General features: G+C 68.7%; 19 protein-coding genes. 10 read left to right on the forward strand and 9 right to left on the reverse strand.

Annotated elements, in window-relative coordinates:
- The 8 genes from JQ639_RS31795 (at position 1) to JQ639_RS31830 (ending at position 7,147) form a co-directional block, all read left to right on the forward strand.
- Entirely contained in the window at positions 1-768 is a 768-nt protein-coding gene (locus JQ639_RS31795; RefSeq protein WP_249122872.1) for an SDR family NAD(P)-dependent oxidoreductase, read from the forward strand.
- An 8-nt stretch (positions 769-776) separates the two neighbouring features.
- Entirely contained in the window at positions 777-1,760 is a 984-nt protein-coding gene (locus JQ639_RS31800; RefSeq protein ID WP_211963939.1) for a 3-hydroxyacyl-CoA dehydrogenase family protein, read from the forward strand.
- A gap of 123 nt (positions 1,761-1,883) precedes the next feature.
- A complete protein-coding gene (locus JQ639_RS31805) occupies positions 1,884-2,732 on the forward strand; it encodes a branched-chain amino acid ABC transporter permease (RefSeq protein WP_211963940.1) in 849 nt (282 codons plus the stop codon).
- Positions 2,729-3,730, forward strand: coding sequence for a branched-chain amino acid ABC transporter permease (locus tag JQ639_RS31810; RefSeq protein WP_211963941.1), 1,002 nt, complete (start codon positions 2,729-2,731; stop codon positions 3,728-3,730). Before JQ639_RS31805 ends, JQ639_RS31810 begins: the two co-directional genes overlap by 4 nt.
- Positions 3,727-4,446 (forward strand): ABC transporter ATP-binding protein, encoded by a 720-nt coding sequence (locus tag JQ639_RS31815; protein ID WP_211965056.1) that lies wholly within the window; start codon positions 3,727-3,729, stop codon positions 4,444-4,446. The genes JQ639_RS31810 and JQ639_RS31815 overlap by 4 nt, the downstream gene beginning before the upstream one ends.
- Positions 4,443-5,138: an ABC transporter ATP-binding protein gene (locus JQ639_RS31820; RefSeq protein WP_211963943.1), complete on the forward strand. Its 696-nt coding sequence runs from the start codon at positions 4,443-4,445 to the stop codon at positions 5,136-5,138. The genes JQ639_RS31815 and JQ639_RS31820 overlap by 4 nt, the downstream gene beginning before the upstream one ends.
- 22 nt (positions 5,139-5,160) lie before the next feature.
- Positions 5,161-6,351 carry an ABC transporter substrate-binding protein gene (locus JQ639_RS31825; RefSeq protein ID WP_211963946.1) on the forward strand — a complete coding sequence of 397 codons (1,191 nt, stop codon included), beginning with the start codon at positions 5,161-5,163 and terminating at the stop codon, positions 6,349-6,351.
- 28 nt (positions 6,352-6,379) lie between these two features.
- On the forward strand, positions 6,380-7,147 hold the full coding sequence (locus JQ639_RS31830; RefSeq protein WP_211963947.1) for an SDR family NAD(P)-dependent oxidoreductase: 768 nt from the start codon (positions 6,380-6,382) through the stop codon (positions 7,145-7,147).
- Positions 7,148-7,151: 4 nt separating this feature from the next.
- Here JQ639_RS31830 and JQ639_RS31835 read toward each other — a convergent pair whose 3' ends face one another.
- On the reverse strand, positions 7,152-7,991 hold the full coding sequence (locus JQ639_RS31835) for an IclR family transcriptional regulator (RefSeq protein ID WP_211963949.1): 840 nt from the start codon (positions 7,989-7,991) through the stop codon (positions 7,152-7,154).
- A gap of 131 nt (positions 7,992-8,122) precedes the next feature.
- Positions 8,123-8,545 carry a cupin domain-containing protein gene (locus JQ639_RS31840; RefSeq protein WP_211963952.1) on the reverse strand — a complete coding sequence of 141 codons (423 nt, stop codon included), beginning with the start codon at positions 8,543-8,545 and terminating at the stop codon, positions 8,123-8,125.
- 228 nt (positions 8,546-8,773) lie between these two features.
- Here JQ639_RS31840 and JQ639_RS31845 point away from each other — a divergent pair, with 228 nt between their 5' ends.
- Positions 8,774-9,508: an SDR family NAD(P)-dependent oxidoreductase gene (locus tag JQ639_RS31845; protein ID WP_211963954.1), complete on the forward strand. Its 735-nt coding sequence runs from the start codon at positions 8,774-8,776 to the stop codon at positions 9,506-9,508.
- A 31-nt stretch (positions 9,509-9,539) separates the two neighbouring features.
- Entirely contained in the window at positions 9,540-10,283 is a 744-nt protein-coding gene (locus JQ639_RS31850; protein WP_211963957.1) for an SDR family NAD(P)-dependent oxidoreductase, read from the forward strand.
- A 551-nt stretch (positions 10,284-10,834) separates the two neighbouring features.
- Here JQ639_RS31850 and JQ639_RS31855 read toward each other — a convergent pair.
- From JQ639_RS31855 to JQ639_RS31885, 7 genes are read right to left on the reverse strand one after another with little or no spacing between them, the layout of a single operon-like run.
- The gene (locus tag JQ639_RS31855) at positions 10,835-11,521 is read right to left on the reverse strand and encodes a class II aldolase/adducin family protein (RefSeq protein ID WP_211963959.1); all 687 of its coding nucleotides are present in this window, start codon (positions 11,519-11,521) and stop codon (positions 10,835-10,837) included.
- Positions 11,518-12,375 carry a VOC family protein gene (locus JQ639_RS31860; RefSeq protein WP_211963962.1) on the reverse strand — a complete coding sequence of 286 codons (858 nt, stop codon included), beginning with the start codon at positions 12,373-12,375 and terminating at the stop codon, positions 11,518-11,520. Before JQ639_RS31860 ends, JQ639_RS31855 begins: the two co-directional genes overlap by 4 nt.
- 28 nt (positions 12,376-12,403) lie before the next feature.
- Positions 12,404-13,279, reverse strand: a complete 876-nt coding sequence (locus tag JQ639_RS31865; protein WP_211963964.1) for a VOC family protein — start codon at positions 13,277-13,279, stop codon at positions 12,404-12,406.
- Positions 13,276-14,037 carry an ABC transporter ATP-binding protein gene (locus tag JQ639_RS31870; RefSeq protein ID WP_211963966.1) on the reverse strand — a complete coding sequence of 254 codons (762 nt, stop codon included), beginning with the start codon at positions 14,035-14,037 and terminating at the stop codon, positions 13,276-13,278. Before JQ639_RS31870 ends, JQ639_RS31865 begins: the two co-directional genes overlap by 4 nt.
- Positions 14,034-14,786 carry an ABC transporter ATP-binding protein gene (locus JQ639_RS31875; protein ID WP_211963967.1) on the reverse strand — a complete coding sequence of 251 codons (753 nt, stop codon included), beginning with the start codon at positions 14,784-14,786 and terminating at the stop codon, positions 14,034-14,036. Before JQ639_RS31875 ends, JQ639_RS31870 begins: the two co-directional genes overlap by 4 nt.
- Positions 14,786-15,793, reverse strand: coding sequence for a branched-chain amino acid ABC transporter permease (locus tag JQ639_RS31880; protein WP_211963969.1), 1,008 nt, complete (start codon positions 15,791-15,793; stop codon positions 14,786-14,788). Before JQ639_RS31880 ends, JQ639_RS31875 begins: the two co-directional genes overlap by 1 nt.
- Positions 15,790-16,659 carry a branched-chain amino acid ABC transporter permease gene (locus JQ639_RS31885; protein WP_211963970.1) on the reverse strand — a complete coding sequence of 290 codons (870 nt, stop codon included), beginning with the start codon at positions 16,657-16,659 and terminating at the stop codon, positions 15,790-15,792. The genes JQ639_RS31880 and JQ639_RS31885 overlap by 4 nt, the downstream gene beginning before the upstream one ends.
- Position 16,660: the final 1 nt, after the last annotated feature.

The raw sequence follows: 16,660 nt of genomic DNA on the forward strand, positions 1-16,660 counted from the left end.
ATGACGAATTCGCAGGGGATGCTGCAAGGTAAGGTCGCGTTGATCACCGGTGCGGGCACCGGCATCGGCCGTACCGCCGCTGGCCTGTTCGCGCGCAACGGCGCCCGCGTCATGATCGCCGACATCGATGCCGTGCAGGGTGCTGCCGCGGCGGAGGAGATCGTCGCCGCGGGTCTGCAGGCGGCGTTCGTGCGGACCGACGTCACCGATCCCGACAGCGTCAAGGCCTGCGTCGCCGCGACCGTCGCCGCCTTCGGCAAGCTCGACACCATCTACAACAACGCCGGCGGCTCCAGCATGCAGGACAACGACGTGACGCGCGCGCCGTTCGAGGAGTTCTGGCGCGCCATTCGCCTCGATCTCTACGGCACCTGGCTGGTCAGTCATTTCGGCATTCCCGAGATCATCAAGGCCGGCGGCGGCGCGGTGGTCAACGCAGCGTCGGTCGTCGCCGCGATGGGCTGGCCGGGCAAGGATGCCTACACCGCGGCCAAGGGCGCCATCGTCGCGCTGACACGGTCGATGGCAGTGGAGTTCGCGGCCCAGGGCGTGCGTGTCAACGCGGTCTCGCCCGGTGTCACCCGCACGCCGCGCGTGGTGGCGCAGCTCGAGGCGCTGGAGACGACGCAGCGGCTCACCGCTGCCCACCTGCTCGGCATGGTCGAGCCGATCGACGTGGCGCAGGCGGCGATGTTCCTGGCGTCCGACGCCGCGGCGCGCACCACCGGCCATGTCATGGCCGTCGACAGCGGCCTGTCGATCTCCTGATGGCGACGATGAACTCTGCCAAGACCGTGACGCCGCGCGCCGCCGACCGCATCCGCCGCATCGCCGTGGTCGGTGCCGGCACCATCGGCACGAGCTGGGCGGGCTATTTCTCCGGCAGCGGGTACGATGTCGTCGTGGTCGAGCCGCAGGCCGCCGCGCGCGAGCGCGTTCCAGACGCCGTCGCGCAGTGCCATCGCGCCATGGCGGCGGCGCGGCTGCGCGATCCGGCGGCTGCTACGGGAGCGGTCACGGTGATCGAGGCCATCGCAGCGCTCGACGGCGCGGCGATCGACTTCGTCCAGGAGAATGTCCGCGAGGAGCTTGCGGTCAAGCAGGTGACGCTGCGCGCGCTCGATGCGCTGCTGCCGCCGGATGTGCTGATCGCGTCGAGCACGTCGGGCCTCGGCGCGTCCGATCTGCAGGACGGCTGCGTTCATCCGCAGCGCGTGCTGGTCGGCCATCCGATGAACCCGCCACACCTGCTGCCACTGGTCGAGATCGTCGGCGGCCGGGCGACGTCGCCGGACGCGGTGCAGGCGGCTGCCGGCATTTATGCCGCGATGGGCAAGCGGCCGGTCGTTCTCAACAGGGAGGTGATCGGCCATCTCGCCACCCGCCTGACCGTCGCGCTGTGGCGCGAAGCGGCGTGTCTCGTGCGTGACGGCGTCGCGTCGGTCGCCGACGTCGACGCTGCTGTCACCCATGGCCTTGGCCTGCGTCTCGCCGTCGCCGGGCCGCATCTCAGCTATCATCTCGGCGGCGGCGACAATGGTCTTGCGGGCTTCTTCGCCTGGGCGCGCGAGCCGCTGCAAGGCTGGTGCGACGATTTGGGCACGCTCACGCTCGATGCCGATCTCGAGGCGAAGCTCGCCGCCGGCATCGCCGCGGCCGTGGGCGACCACGGCGTCGCAGAGCTGGCGCAATGGCGGGACACCGCGCTCGCCGGCGTTCTGGCGCAACTGCGGGAAACGCCGGCGCCAATCGATCGATAATTGCCAACCCTATCGCATCATGAGACTGTTGAATAAATCGAAATGGCCGCCCGCGGCCGGCAAGAACGATACGGGGAGGGCGATGCAGAGAGTATCGAGGCCGACGCACGCGCGGAGGCGCGCATGCTGATCCACGTCCTCAACGGCCTCGTCTATGGCGGGCTGCTCTATCTCGTCGCTGTCGGCCTCGTGCTGATCTTCGGGCTGCGCCAGGTGGTGAACTTCGCCCATGGCGGCCTGTTCATGCTCGGCGCTTATGTCGCCTATGCCGCGATCGCGATCGCCGGCTTCTGGGGCGGGCTTGTCGTCGCGACGCTGACGCTCGCGGTCGTCGGTCTCGTGCTCGACCGCACGGTGTTTCGCCAGTTGCAGGACCAGGACCCGATCGTCACCGTGCTGGTGACGTTCGGCCTGCTGCTGCTGCTGGAGGATTTCGTGCGCACGGTGTGGGGGCGCGACAACCTCACCGTCGCGGTGCCCGCCCTGCTGCAGGGCACGGTGTCGATCGCCGGGTCGGCGTTTCCGGTGTATCGCCTGTTCGTGATCGTCGCCGCGGCGCTGGTCGGGGTCGGGCTGACGCTGTGGCTCAAGACCAGCCGCATCGGGCTTTATGTCCGTGCCTTCGCCGCCGATCCGGTGACGACCGGCATGCAGGGTGTCGACACCGAGCGCGTCAGCCTCGCGGTGGTGGCGATCGGCGCCGGGCTCGCCGGGCTGTCGGGCGCGATCGCCGCGCCGCTGCTGGCGCTGTCGCCGTCGATGGGCGGCTCGATCCTGATCGAGAGCTTCATTGTCGTGGTGATCGGCGGCTTCGGCAGCTTCGCGGGCGCGCTGGTCGCGGCGCTGGTGATCGGCCAGTTGCAGAACTTCGGCATCGTGTTCGTGCCGTCTATCGCCTCGATGGTGCCGTTCGTGCTGATGATTGCGATCCTGATCGCGCGGCCGTCGGGCCTCGCGGGGAGGGCGACATGACCGCGCCCGATGTCGTGATGGGCGAGGCCGCGCGCCAGCCCGCGGCCCGCCGCGGGCGGCTTGTCGGCGCGCTGGCGCCGCTGGTGGCGATCGCCGGCTGCTTCGTGCCGCTGGTCGTCACCTCGCCGCTGACGTTGTCGCTGCTGACCCAGGCGCTGATCGGCGCGCTGCTCGCGACCGGCGTCGGTTTCCTGGTGCGGCAGAACGGCATGGTCTCCTTCGGCCATGCGCTGTTCTACGGCCTTGCCGGTTACATCTTCGGCGTCACCGTGATGCGCGGGTATCTGCCGATCGAGCTCGCGCTCATCGCCGCCCTCGTGGTGCCGACGCTGCTTGCCTTCCTGCTTGGCCTTGTCATCACCCGCATTCCCGGCGTCGCCTTCGGCATGCTGACGCTGGCCTGTGCCCAGGCCTTCTACGAGATGGCGCTGAAGGTGCGCGGTCTTGCCAACGGTGACGACGGACTCGCCATCACCTTTCCGTCGCGCGTGTTCGGCATCGATGTCACGCTGTTCCAGGATCCGCACGCGATGTTCGTGGTGTGCTGGGTGGTGCTGATGATCGTGCTCGGCGGGCTGTGGCTGCTGATGCGCAGCCCGTTCGGCCTGCTCACCGCGGCGATCAAGACCAATGAGGAGCGCGCGCGCTTCATCGGCTACGAGACGCTGCTGCCGCGCGCGGCGATCTTCGCGCTGTCGGCGCTGCTCGCCGCCATCGCTGGCGTGCTCGCCACCTTCTACAACGCCTTCATCTCGCCGGACATGCTGCACTGGACGCTGTCGGGTTCGGCCCTGATCATGGCGATCATCGGCGGCACGGCCGCCGTGTGGGGGCCGGCGCTCGGCGCCATCGTGTTCTTCTTCATCAAGGAGATCGCCGGCGACGCTACCGAGCACTGGCCGGCGGTGATCGGCGCCATCCTGATCGTGGTCACCGTGTTCGTGCCGGCGGGCCTCAGCGGGCTGCTGGCGCGCCTCGTCGCAGGGAGGCGCCGATGACACCATCGTCCACACCGGCGCTCGAAGGCGTCGCCCTGACGCGCGCCTATGGTGGCTTCCGCGCCCTCGACGGCGTCGCGCTGTCGGTCGGGAAGGGCGAGATCCGCGGCATCATCGGACCGAACGGCGCCGGCAAGTCGACGCTGATGGACGTGCTGTCCGGCCGCGCCGCGCGCTGGAGCGGCACCGTGCGCCTCGACGGCCGCGACATCGGCGCGCTGTCGCCGCGCAAGCGCCGCCAGGCCGGCCTCGCGCGCTCGTTCCAGAAGACCAATGTGTTCACCGATCTCACGGTCGGCGCCCAGATCCGCCTCGCCGCGCGCAGCGCCGAGATCGACAACGGCGCCGAGGTGCTGGAACGGCTGGAACTCGACACGATCTGCGACAGCGTCGCCGCCGACATCTCCTACGGCGAGCGGCGGCGGCTCGATCTCGCGCTGGCGTTGGTCGGGCGGCCGCGGGTGCTGCTGCTCGACGAGCCGGCCGCCGGCCTCACGGTGCAGGAGTCGCTGGCGATGGCCGAGCAATTGCGCGCGCTGGCGCGGGAATGGCAGGTCACCGTGCTGCTGGTCGAGCATGACATGGAGGTGGTGTTCGGCATCTCAGACCGCATCACCGTGCTGCATCTCGGCAAGGTCCTGGCCGAGGGCGAGCCCGACGCCATCCGCAGCAATCCGGTGGTGGTGTCGGCATATCTCGGGAGCACCGCGCAATGAGCCTGCTCGCTTTCGATCGTGTCGATGCGTTCTACGGCCGCGCGCAGGTGCTGCGCGACGTCAGCTTCGAGATCGGCGCGGGGGCCCGCGTCGCCATTCTCGGCCGCAACGGCGTCGGCAAGACCACGGTGGTCAACACGTGTCTGGGCATCGCCGCGCTCGGCGGCGGCGCCATCCGTTTCGGCGGCCGGCCGTCGGGGCCGATCCGCAATTACAGCGCCGCGCGCGCCGGCATCTCGGTGGTGCCGCAGGGGCGGCGCATCATCGCAGCGCTCACCGTCAAGGAGAACCTGCTGCTCGGCGCCGCGGTCGCGCGCAAGGGCGCCTGGACGCTGGAGCGGGTGTTCGACCTGTTTCCGATCCTGCGCGAGCGCCAGGACACCTCGGGCAGCGCGCTGAGCGGCGGCCAGCAGCAGATGCTGGCGATCGGCCGCGCGTTGATGGCCAACCCCGCGCTGCTGGTGCTCGACGAGCCCAGCGAAGGCCTTGCGCCGGTGATCGTCGACGAACTCGCCGAGGTGTTCGTGCGGCTCGCCAGCGAAGGCACCAGCCTGTTGCTGATCGAGCAGCACATCAGCCTGGTGCGGCGGGTGGCGCAGACCTACCACCTGCTGTCGAAGGGCGCGGTGGTGGAGAGCGGGGCGCTGGAAAACCTTTCGGACGATCAACTCAAACGACATGTCGCCGTCTGAAGGCGACGAGGGGAGGATGCCCATGAAGACCATGACCACTACCGCCATCGCTTTGCTGGCCGGAACGGCCATGCTGGCCGCCACCGCCGCTCGCGCGCAGGAGCCGCTGAAGATCGGCGTGCCGACCGCGCTGACCGGCACCTATGCCGACCTCGGCAACCAGGCCAAGCGGGCGATCGAGTTCGCCGTCAAGCAGGCCAATGACGCGGGTGGCGTCGCCGGGCACAAGGTCGAGGTCGAATTCCTCGACACCGAGGCCAAGCCCGATCTCGCGCGCCGCCAGGCGGAGAAGCTGGCGCTGCAGGGCAACAAGGTGCTGATCGGCGCCATTGCATCCGGCGAGGCGCTGGCGATCGCGCCGCTGCTGGCGCGCTGGGACGCGCTCTATGTCGCCACCATCAACAAGAGCGACAAGATCACCGGCGACAGCTGCACCGCGCGCATGTTCCGCGTCAACAATGCCGATTCCTCGGACGCGGCGACCGCGACGCCGTGGCTCAAGGGGCGCCCGGAGACCGAGTGGGCGCTGATCGCCGCCGACATCGCCTGGGGCCGCGATGTCGCCGCGAGCTTCGGCAAGTCGGCGGCCGAGCAGGGCAAGAAGGTGGTATCGGAGAACTTCTCGCCGCTCGGCACCAACGATTTCGCCACCTACATCCAGAAGATCAAGAATTCCGACGCCAAGGGCATCTATGTCGCGCTCGCCGGCCGCGATGCCGTCAACTTCGCGACCCAGGCCAAGCAGTACGGCCTGTTCGATGACAAGATCGTCGCGGGCGTCAGCTTCGTCACGGACAACACGGTGCAGGCGATCGGAGACAGCGCCAAGGGCATCTCCGGCATCATCAACTACTCCTCGACGCTCGACACGCCGGAGAACAAGGCGTTCGTCGCTGCCTGGGAGAAGACCTATCCCGGCACCGTGCCCAGCAATTTCGAGGGCGACACCTATATCGGCATGCAGGTGATCCTGCAGGCGGTGCAGGCGACCGGCAGCGTCAAGGCGTCCGATCTCGCCAAGGCGATCCCCGGCCGCACGTACGACACCATCGTCGGCAAGGTGCTGCTGCGCAAGGAAGACAACCAGCTCGTGCGCCCGAACTATTTCGGCGTCGTCGAGATCAACGACGGCAAGCTGCGCCCCGTCATCAAGATGTCGGTGCCGGCCGATATCGCCACCACCCCGCCGAGCGCAGCCTGCAAGCTCGGCTGATCGATCGCTGTCATTGGAGTTCTATCGCATGTCTTCGGATCTGTTTTCCCTTCAGGGGCGCGTCGCGCTGATCACCGGATCAGCGCGCGGCATCGGCTGGGGGATCGCCCAGACGGTCGCCGCCGCCGGCGCCCATGTCGTCATCAATGATCTCGACGAGGCGACCATCAAGGCGCGGGCCGACGAACTGCGCGGGCGGGGCCTCTCGGCCTCGCATGTCGCCTTCGACGTCACCGACGAGGCCGGCGTCAACGCCGGCGTCGGCCGCATCATCGCCGAGCACGGCGCGGTTGACATCGTCGTCAACAATGCCGGCATCCAGCGCCGCAAGTCGTTCCAGGAATTCACCTACGAGGAATGGCGCGCGGTGGTCGATACCCATCTCAACGGCGCCTTCCTGGTGACACGCGCCGTGGTGCCGAAGATGATCGAACGCAGGTTCGGCCGCATCGTCATGATCGGCTCGATTGCCGCGCAGCAGCCCAAGCAGGCGCTGGCGGCCTATGCCGCGGCCAAGGGCGGCGTGACGTCGCTGGTCAAGGCGCTGGCGCACGAGCTCGGACAGCACGGCATCACCGCCAATGCGCTGGCGCCGGGCTTCATCGCCACCGAGTTCACCAAGGTGTTGCAGGAGGACGAGACCTTCACCCGCAACATGCTGTCGCGCGTGCCCGGCGGGCGCTGGGGCGAGCCGCAGGATCTCGCGCCGGCGGTGATCTATCTCGCCTCGAAGGCGGGTTCGTTCGTCAACGGCCACATCCTGACGGTGGACGGCGGCTTCCTCGCCGCCGGCTGACGGCTCAAATCGTCGCCTTCTCGGCGTCGTCCTGCGCGGGCTCGATGAGGCGGGCCTTGCGCGGGCGCGCCGCGCGGCTCGCGCCGGCGAGGCTCTTGGGCATGCGGCGGGCGATGTCGGCGGTGATCGCCGTCGACAGCGCCACGATCTCGTCCTGATAAGGCACGTCCTGCCGGGCGTCGTAGCGCGCCTCAGGCACCACGAACACCACGCTGCCGAGCACGCGCTGCTCGGCGTCGAAGATCGGTGCGCTGATGCCGACGAGGGCGTTGAACACCTCGCCGCGCGACACGCAGAATCCGGCGCGGCGCAGCTTGGTCATGCGCGAGCGGAAATCGTCCCAGTTGTCGCCGAGGCCGGCGTCGCGGATGCGCTCGCCGTGCCACAGCATGATGCTGCGGAGCTGGTAGGGCGTGAGGTTGGCGAGGATGATCTTGGCCATGGCGCCGCGGAACAGCGGCATCGGCCGTCCCCGCTCGTAGATCTCCTCGATGCTGCGGTCGGGCCAGGCGAGATCGGCGCACATCACCTTGTCGCCGTAGAAGCTGCAAAGCATGATGTTGATGCCGAGCCGCTCGCTGGCGGCGCGGATCAACGGGCTCGCGCTGGTCAGGAGCGGGTCCATCTTGCGCACCAGGCGGTCGAGCTCGATGATGCGCGGGCCCAGCACGTAGCTGCCTTCGGCGGCGGGGGCGAGCAGGCCGCGGTTGCACAGCGACTGGATGTAGCGATAGGCAGTCGCCTTCGACGCGCCGGTCGCCTGCACGGCGTGCTCGAGCTGGATGCTCATCCGGCTTTCGTCGAATAGGTCGAGGATGGTCAGCATCCTGTCGAGACTGCTCATCGGTTCTCCGGTCGACGCCCCGCCATGGGGGACGAGACAGCTTGAATCGGTCGATGGTCAATCTAATCAGGCGGCCGCTGAAATGAAACGGCCGCCCGGTCGTCAAGATGTCCGCGGGTTGCCCCGCCGGCTCAGGCGCGGGCGAAGCCGACGAGGGTGGAATCGTCGACGTCGGGCAGGTTGACGACGATGTTTTCCGGGGTGCGCGCCGTCAGCCACACCAGTTCCTCGGTGGTGCTCATGTTGACCTCGACATGGGGCATGTGCGGCGGCACGAACACGAAGTCGCCTTCTGTCATGTCGACGTATTCGGCATAGTTCTCACCGAAATAGATCCGTCCCTTGCCCTTGAACACATAGCCACCGGTCTCGGCCTCGCCGTGATGGTGCGGCAGCGAGCGGTAGCCCGGCTCGTTGCTGACCTTGCCGAACCAGATCTTCTGCGCGGGGGTGTGCTGCGGGCTGACACCGGAGATGCGCACCGCGCCGCCGGACTGGCCGGTGTCGGTGTGCTCCTGTCCTTTGCGGGTCACGATCGGTTTGACGTCGGTCATGGTTGTCTCCTCTGCGCGGCGCTGTCTTCGAGGCCGGCTGATGTTCTGGTTGTGGCGAGACCGGCCGTCCGCTCTCCGATCGACCGGAGCAGGATTGACGCCCGTCTTCATGTTCATTAGTCTCACAATGCAATAAAAACAACAAGTCCAATTACCGGCACGGCTGCCCCCGCGGCCGCGCTCCTGGACGGGAGGCCGGGTCAGCGACCCGGCGCAGTGGTGCGAAACATGACAGCCCCTTACGACCTCTCCGGCATGCGGATCGTCCTCACCGGCGCCAGCGGCGGCATCGGCTCGGCGACGGCGCGGCTGTGCGCCTCGCTCGGCGCGGAGATGATCCTGACCGACGTCGCCGAGAATCCGGCGCTGCTCGCGGAGTTGCGCGGCGATGGCCGCAATCACGTGTTCGAGGCCTGCGATGTGCGCGATCGCGCCGCGGTCGAGGCGTTCTGCACCCGCAATTTTCCGATCGATGCGCTGATCCTCAATGCCGGCATCTTCCCGAGGGAAGACTGGCTGGCGGACGACTGGATCGACCAGTTCCACCACACCATGGACGTCAATGTCGGGGGACCGGCGAACTTCGTCCGCGGCGCGCTCGCCCATATGAAGGCGCGCGGCCATGGCCGCATCGTGCTGCTGGGCTCGGTCGCCGCCCACACCGGCGGCACGCACGCCCATTCGCCGATGCATTATGCCGCGTCGAAGGGCGCGGTGCACAGCTTCGTGCGCTGGCTGGCGCGCCGCGCGGCGCCGGAAGTGCTGGTCAACGCGGTGGCGCCAGGCTCGACGCTGACGCCGATGGTGGCGATGGCCAAGCCCGATGCGCTCAAGGACATGCCGATCCCGCGCTATGGCAAACCGGAAGAGATTGCCTGGCCGCTGGCGTTTCTGTGCTCGCCCGGCGCGAGCTTCATGTGCGGGGCGATCGTCGACGTCAATGGCGGCGCTTTCATGGGCTGAGCGCCCGTCACTCAACAAGAAAGACTTCGGAATGCTTTTGTCTGACAAGGTGGCGGTGGTCACCGGCGGTGGCAACGTCAAGGGGATCGGGTTCGCGGCGGCGCGGATGTTCGCGGCCAACGGCGCCCGTGTCGCTATCCTCGACAATGACGGCGCCGCGCTCGCGGATGCGGCGAAGCTCGTTGGCCCGGCGGCGCTGCCGCTGCAGGTCGACGTTGCCTCGCGCGCGGCCTGCCATGATGCGGCCGAGCGCGTGCGTGCGCAGTGGGGGCGGGTGGATGTCCTCCTCAACAATGCCGGTGTGGTGCAGAAGCGCCGCGTCGCCGAGGTCTCGGACGACGACTACACTTTCGTGCTCGACGTCAACCTGCGCGGCGCGCTGCATGTGACGCAGGAGCTGCTGCCGCTGATGGCGCGGGGTTCGTCGATCGTGTTCATCGGCTCGATCGCGGCGCAGCGCGGCGGCGGCCTGCTCGGCGGCCCGCATTATGCGGCGTCCAAGGGCGGCATCCTGGCGCTGGCGAAATCGCTGGCGCGCGAGCTCGGGCCGGCGGGCATCCGCGTCAATGCGGTCAATCCCGGCGTCATCCACACCGCGATGACCGAGAACGCCTACGACGCCGATCTGCGCGCCAGCGTCACCGCCAGCATTCCGCTCGGCCGCTTCGGCACCCCCGACGACGTCGCCGGTGCCTGCCTGTTCCTCGCCTCGGGGCTGTCGGGCTACATCACCGGCGCCGAGATCGACGTCAATGGCGGGCAGCATATTCATTAGGCACTGTGGCAGTGAACATCGACCGTAGCGCACGCCAATCGCGTGTGAGCATGATCCGTCATCCTGAGGCGCGAGCGTAGCGAGCCTCGAAGGATGAACGGCCCGGGCCGTCGCCCTTCGAGGGCCATGCTTTGCATGGCCACCTCAGGGTGACGGATTGCATTGATCCAGATTCAATCATCACGCTTTAAAGCTCATCCGCGTAGTTGTCCGAACATCAGTGTTTGTCATCGCCGGTCTCGTGCCCGCGACCCCGACAAGGTAGGCACTGCGTCTCTAAGCGGGGTGGCCGGGAGACCTTAGTCCTAGCGATCCGTCGAAGACGGATCGCGCTGCCCGGCCACGACAGAGAATGATCGAAAGCGCGACGCGCTCAGCGCATCGACGAGCGCAGATGTGATCCGTCACCTTGAGGTGGCCGCGCCTTGCGCGGCCCTCGAAGGGCGACGGCCCAAGCGTGAGCGACGGGGCCGTTCATCCTTCGAGGCGCGCAAGGGCGCGCACCTCAGGATGACGGGGTGAGCGTTGGCGGACTTGATCGTGCGGCGCGCTCAGGCCGCCGGCTGCGTCAGGTAATCCCACATCCGCTCGAGGATGCGGCCGTTCCACGTCGCGCGGGCAGTGGCTTCTTCCATCGACAGCACGGCGCCGTTATCCGCGAGCCCGCTGGCGAGGCAGGCGAGTTCGACGCGGCAGGCGTCTTCCAGGTAATAGGTCAGCACCACGGCTTCATGCAGGCTGGCGCCGGCGGTGACGGTGCCGTTGCCGCGCATCAGGATGGCGCGCGCCGATCCGAGGGTGTCGGCGAGGGCGGCGGCCTGATCGTCGGAGCGCAGCAGCTGCGGATCGTCCCACAGCGGCGGCTGCGGCGCGAAATAGGCGCCGAGGCCATGGCGCGGCAGCGGCGTGCGGCGCAGCGTGCCCAGCGCCATTGCCTGCTTCGGCATCGCCCGTACCACGCCGCCGACGTCGGGCCGGCGGCGGTAGATCTCGCGGTGGATGCGGACCTCGCCGAGGACGCCGTCGGGCAGCGGGCCGTCGAGCGGCACCACGATGCAGGGATCGTCGTCGCGCACGAGGCCGAGCGGCATGCCCGGCGACACCAGAAAGTGCCGGTCGTCGAGCCGCAGGCTGCAATGGCCGTAGGCATGCACGAGGTCGTGGCGGGCGAGCGCGCGGCACGCGGTGCGCACCAGCGCGTCCTGCGCCGCGCGCGTGGTCGGGACAGCGTCGCTCATTTGTTGAATTCGGCGATCGCGGGCTTGGCGCCCCACTTGCAGAAGCCCTTGGGCTCGAACACGAACTGGCGCTCGCGCCACAGCAGTTCGTCGGCGATCTCGCGAACGCCGCTGGAATACTCGAACACCATGCCGTCCGGGCCTTCGAAGTACAGGAACTTGGCCGACGAGGTCGGGTGGCGGCCGGGGCCGAACACCATCTTCACCTGGCGCTGCTTGAGGAAGTTGAACGAGCGCATGATGTCGTCGCCGGTCTCGACCTGGTGATTGATGTGCTGGATGCCGGGCTTCGCGGAGGGGAACAGGGCGATAGTGTGGTGCACCTCGTCGATGCGCAGCAGCGGCGCGTCGCCGATGCGATCGCTGACCTGGGCATTGGTGACTTGCGTCCAGAACGCCTCGTCGCGGACGAGGTCGGTCGAGCACAGGCCGACATGGCTGAAGCCGGTGACGCCGGCGTCGCGCTGGCCGTGATAGCGCCGGCCGCTATAGCCTGGCCGCCACGCCAGCTCGATGCGGTTGCCGCTGGGGTCGCGGAAGCTGATGAAGTCGCGCACCTTGCGCAGCGCCGCGTCGGACTGGCTGCCGCGCGCGACCGCGTGTCCCAGCGTCTCGAGCTGCGCGGCGGCGACGTCGAGATCGCCCTGCTGCTCGACCTCGAAGCCGACCGCCTGGTCGGCGGGGTCGCCCTCGACGTAGCACAGCGTGTGCTCGCGCTCGTCGGACTTGAAGTAAACAGCGCCCTTGGCGCGCTCGGCGACGTCGAGGCCGAGATAGCCGGTGGCGAAGTGGGTCGCGCCTTCGAGATCGCGGGTGCCGAGACGGACATAGGAGACATCGGCGAGCTTGATCATCTGAACCTCCGTTGGTCGGGCGGGCGTCTTATTGATACTCGGGAACGTCGGTGTCGCTGCCCCAGGCGCAGAACGAGCCGCGCACGCGGGGGAACTGGCGCGGGCGTCGCTTGCCGTCGACGGCTGCGCCCTCGCAGACATAGCTGAAGAGCACGTCGTCGGGGCCGGCGAAGGTGACGTACATCTGGTTGGACGCCGGGCGGCGGCCCGGGCCGTCGACGATGCGCACCTGCATGCTGCGCAGGTAGTAATTGTTCTGCATGATCAGGTCGACGTCCTCGACCTCGTACTCGATTGCGAGCACGCCGCGTGCCGTCGACGGATGCACGGCGATGCGGTGATGGGCGTCATCAGTGAAGCGGATGTAGGCGGCATCGCCGACCCAGTCGCTCACCGTGCCGCCGAGCACGCTGGTCCAGATGGCGTGATCGGAAGCGTCGGCCGCACCGCGCAGCGCGACGCCGGCGAGGCCGGTGATGCCGGCATCGCGCGGACCGTGGTAGCGCCAGCCGGACTGCAGCGGTCGCACCACGAGGTCGAGTTCGTAGCCGCCGGCCATCGGCACGCGCAGCAGGTTGCGCGCCTTGCGCCGTGCGGTCGCCTCCGCGTCGCCCTCGATCACGGTGAGGCCGCGCGCGGCCAGCGCCGCGCCGAGCCGCGCCAGGGTCTCCGGATCGTAGACTTCGAGGCCGATGCTGCGCTGGGCCGGATCGTCGGCGACATAGACCAGGGTGTGGTCGCGGTAGTCGGAGCGGAAATAGGCTTCGTGATCGGTGCGGCCGATCAGTTCGAGGCCGAGGATGCGCTCGGCGAAGTCGACCGCCGCGGGCAGGTCGCGGGTGCCGAGCCGCACATAGCGCAGTTGCTCGATCGGGGAGGCGGAGGTTGGGAGGGGCGTGGTCATAGGCCGAGATGCTCTCGTTGCAGGTCCTTGTCGGCGAGCAGCGCCGCCGGGGCGCCGTCGAACACGATGCGGCCATGGGCGAGCACCACCGCGCGGGTGGCGAGGCGCAGCGCCATGGCGACGTTCTGCTCGGCGACGATCATGGTCAAGCCCTCGCGGGCGAGGCGGCCGACCGAGCCGATGATGACATCCTCGATGGCGAGCGGGGCGAGACCCTCGCTCGGCTCGTCGAGGATGATGAAGTCGGCCTGGGTCAGGAGCGCGCGGGCGATCGCCAGCAACTGGCGCTCGCCGCCGCTGAGCGCGCCGCTGGAGGAGCGCCGCCGCTCGGCGAGACGCGGAAAGGTGTCGTAGACGCGGGCAAGATCCCAGCCGCGGGCGCGGCTCTTGTTCCACAGCGTCGCCATGCGCAGGCTTTCCTCGACGGTCAGCGAGGGGAACACGCCACGGCCCTGCGGCACCAGTGCGACGCCGAGCCTGGCGATGCGGTGGGTCGGCCAGCCCGAGACGTCGTGGCCCTTGATGGCGACGCGGCCGCCGACCGTGGGCTCGAGGTTGAGCAGCGCGCTGATCAGCGTGGTCTTGCCGGCGCCGTTGCGGCCGAGCAGCGCCAGCGTCTCGCCGGCGGCGAGCTGAAGGTCGATGCGGTCGAGGATGCGCACGCCGTCATAGGACGCCGACAGGCCGGCTAGGGACAGCATCGGCGTGGGGGCCGGAGCGGCGGTCGCGGTGCTGGTGGTCGTGTTGGTCATGGTCATGTCGCCTCCGCGAGGGCGCCGAGATAGGCGGCGCGGGCGCCGGCATGGGCGCGGATGGCGGCCGGCGTGTCGAATGCGATCATGCGGCCGAGGTCGAGCACCGCGACGCGGTTGCTGGTCCCGAACACGATGTCGAGGTCGTGGGCGATCAGCACGATGGCGGTGCGGCTGTCATGCTGGCGCACGATCTCGATCAGGCGCTCGCCTTCCTCGCGGGCGAGGCCGGCGGTCGGCTCGTCGAGCAGCAGGAGGCGCGGCGCCATCGCCAGCGAGATCAGCACATCGACGATGCGCTGGTCGCCATAGGACAGGTTGCAGACCTTGTCGCCGGCGCGCTCGCCGAGCCGGGCGCGGGCGAGCAGGGCGTCGGCGGTCGCGTCGGCCTCCGCGAGTTCGCGCGCGGCGGGCCGCAGGCGGTACCCGGCGCTGTTGCGGGCGCGCACGGCCAGCGCAATGTTCTCCCGCAGCGACAGGTCCGGGAAGACCATGCTCTTCTGGAAGGTGCGCACCAGGCCTGCGCGCACCCGTGCGTTGGGCGCGAGGCGGGTGATGTCGCGGCCGTCGAACATCACCGTGCCATGGTTCGGCGTCAGGAAGCCGGTGATGACGTTGAACAGGGTGGTCTTGCCGGCGCCGTTCGGCCCGATCAGGCCGACGACCTCGCCTTCGTTGACATCAAAGGTGACGTCGCTGAGTACGCGCAGGCCGCCGAACGACTTGCCGATATGGTCGACCGTCAGCATCGCCATCATGCGCCTCCGTTCTTCCGCGACAGCCGCGCGAAGGCGGCGCGCACGCCCGCGACCACGCCCTGCGGCATCAGCAGCACCGTGAGCACGAAGATCAGCCCGACCAGCAGCTGCCAGCGGTCGGTGTAGGACGAAAGGTAAGTCTGGATGGTGAGGTAGATCGCCGCGCCGACGAACGCGCCGTAGAGCGTGCCGACGCCGCCGATCACCAGCATGATGATCATCGCCGCCGAGAACGTCCAGTGCACGCTGTTGGGGCCGATATACTGGTTGACGAAGGGATAGAGCGCGCCGGCCGCGCCGGCGATGGCGCCGGAGACGATCAGCGCCTGCATGCGGATGCGCGGGATGCTGTAGCCGAGGGCGCTCATGCGCAGCGCACGCTCGCGCGTGCCGATCAGGGCGCGCCCGAGCGGGGCGTCGACGAAGTGACGGGCGGCGAGCAGCGCGAGCACGGCGACGATGGCGGCGAGCGCATAGAGCGCAAGGCCGCTGGTCAGCGGCACGGTGGCGACGCCGAGATGCAGCGTGAGCGCCGGGAAGCCGCGCAGGCCATCGGCGCCGCCGGTGAGATCGCGCCAGTGGAACGCGACTTCCCACACCATCTGGCCGAGGATCAGGCTGAGGATCAGGAAGAACAGGTTGATGGTGCGCATCAGCACGATGCCGAACAGCGCCGCGAGCACAGCACCCGTCGCCATGCCGACGCCGAGCATGACGGCAACGTCGGCGCCGAGCCGCTGGGCGACGAGGGCCGCGGCATAGGCGGCGGTGCCGAAGAACGCCGCCTGGCCCAGCGACACGAGGCCGCCATAGCCGACGAGAAGATCGAGCGACAGCACGGCGACGCCGACGATCAGGAGTTCAGCGAGGAAGCGCAGCTGATAGTCGCTCGCCACCAGGAGCGGCAGCACCGCGATGGCGGCGAAAAGGGCGATCCGTCTCATGCGTCCGGCAGGGGAGGCGACCATGCGCGCGCGGGTGTCCATGATGTTGAGCAGGCTCACACTTGCCTCATGTTCTGCGCCACCAGTCCCGACGGCAGCAGCACCAGCAGCGCTGCCATCACGGCAAGGGCGACGAAGTTGGAGAATTCAGGGACGAAGACTTTCGCGAACGTCATGGTGAAGCCGAGCAGCAGCGCGCTCACGACCGTGCCGCGGAAGGTGCCGAGGCCGCCGACCACCACCACGATCAGCGCAAGGATCAGCACCTCCTCGTCGAGGCCGGGATAAGCCGAGAGAATGCCGGCACCGAGCGCGCCGCTGAGGCCGCCGAGGCCGGCGGAGATCACCAGCACGATGGTGAAGATCTTGCGGGTGTCGAGGCCGAGCGTCTCGACAAAGCCGCGGTCGACGACACAGGCGCGCACCACCGCGCCCCAGATGGTGCGGTCGACCACGATCCACAGGCCGAGCGCGAGCGCAAAGCCGAAGCCGATGATGAACAGGCGGTAGATCGGGAACGGCAGGTCGAGCAGGAACACGACGCCGCGCAGCGCCTCGGGAATCTGCGGCGTCATGATCTGGGCGCCGAACCCCCAGCGCATCAGGTCGGCGAAGATCACCGACAGGCCGTAGGTCAAGAGCACCTGCATCAGGTGGGGGCGCGGATAGAACTGGCGGAACGGAAAGCGCTCCAGCACGAAGCCGGCGAGCCCCGCGGCGGCGAACGCCGCCGCGAACGCCAGCGGCCAGGGCAGGCCGGAGGCGAACCAGTAGATGCCGACATAGGCGCCCAGCAGCACGAACGCGCCATGGGTGAGGTTGACGAAGTTCATCAGGCTGAGCACCAGCGACAGGCCGAGGCCTGTCAGCAGCAGCAGCACCGAGAACGACAGCGCGTTCAGCGTCTGGACAAGATAGAAGCCCACG

This window comes from Bradyrhizobium sp. U87765 SZCCT0048 (assembly GCF_018131225.1).
Taxonomy (GTDB): domain Bacteria; phylum Pseudomonadota; class Alphaproteobacteria; order Rhizobiales; family Xanthobacteraceae; genus Bradyrhizobium_A.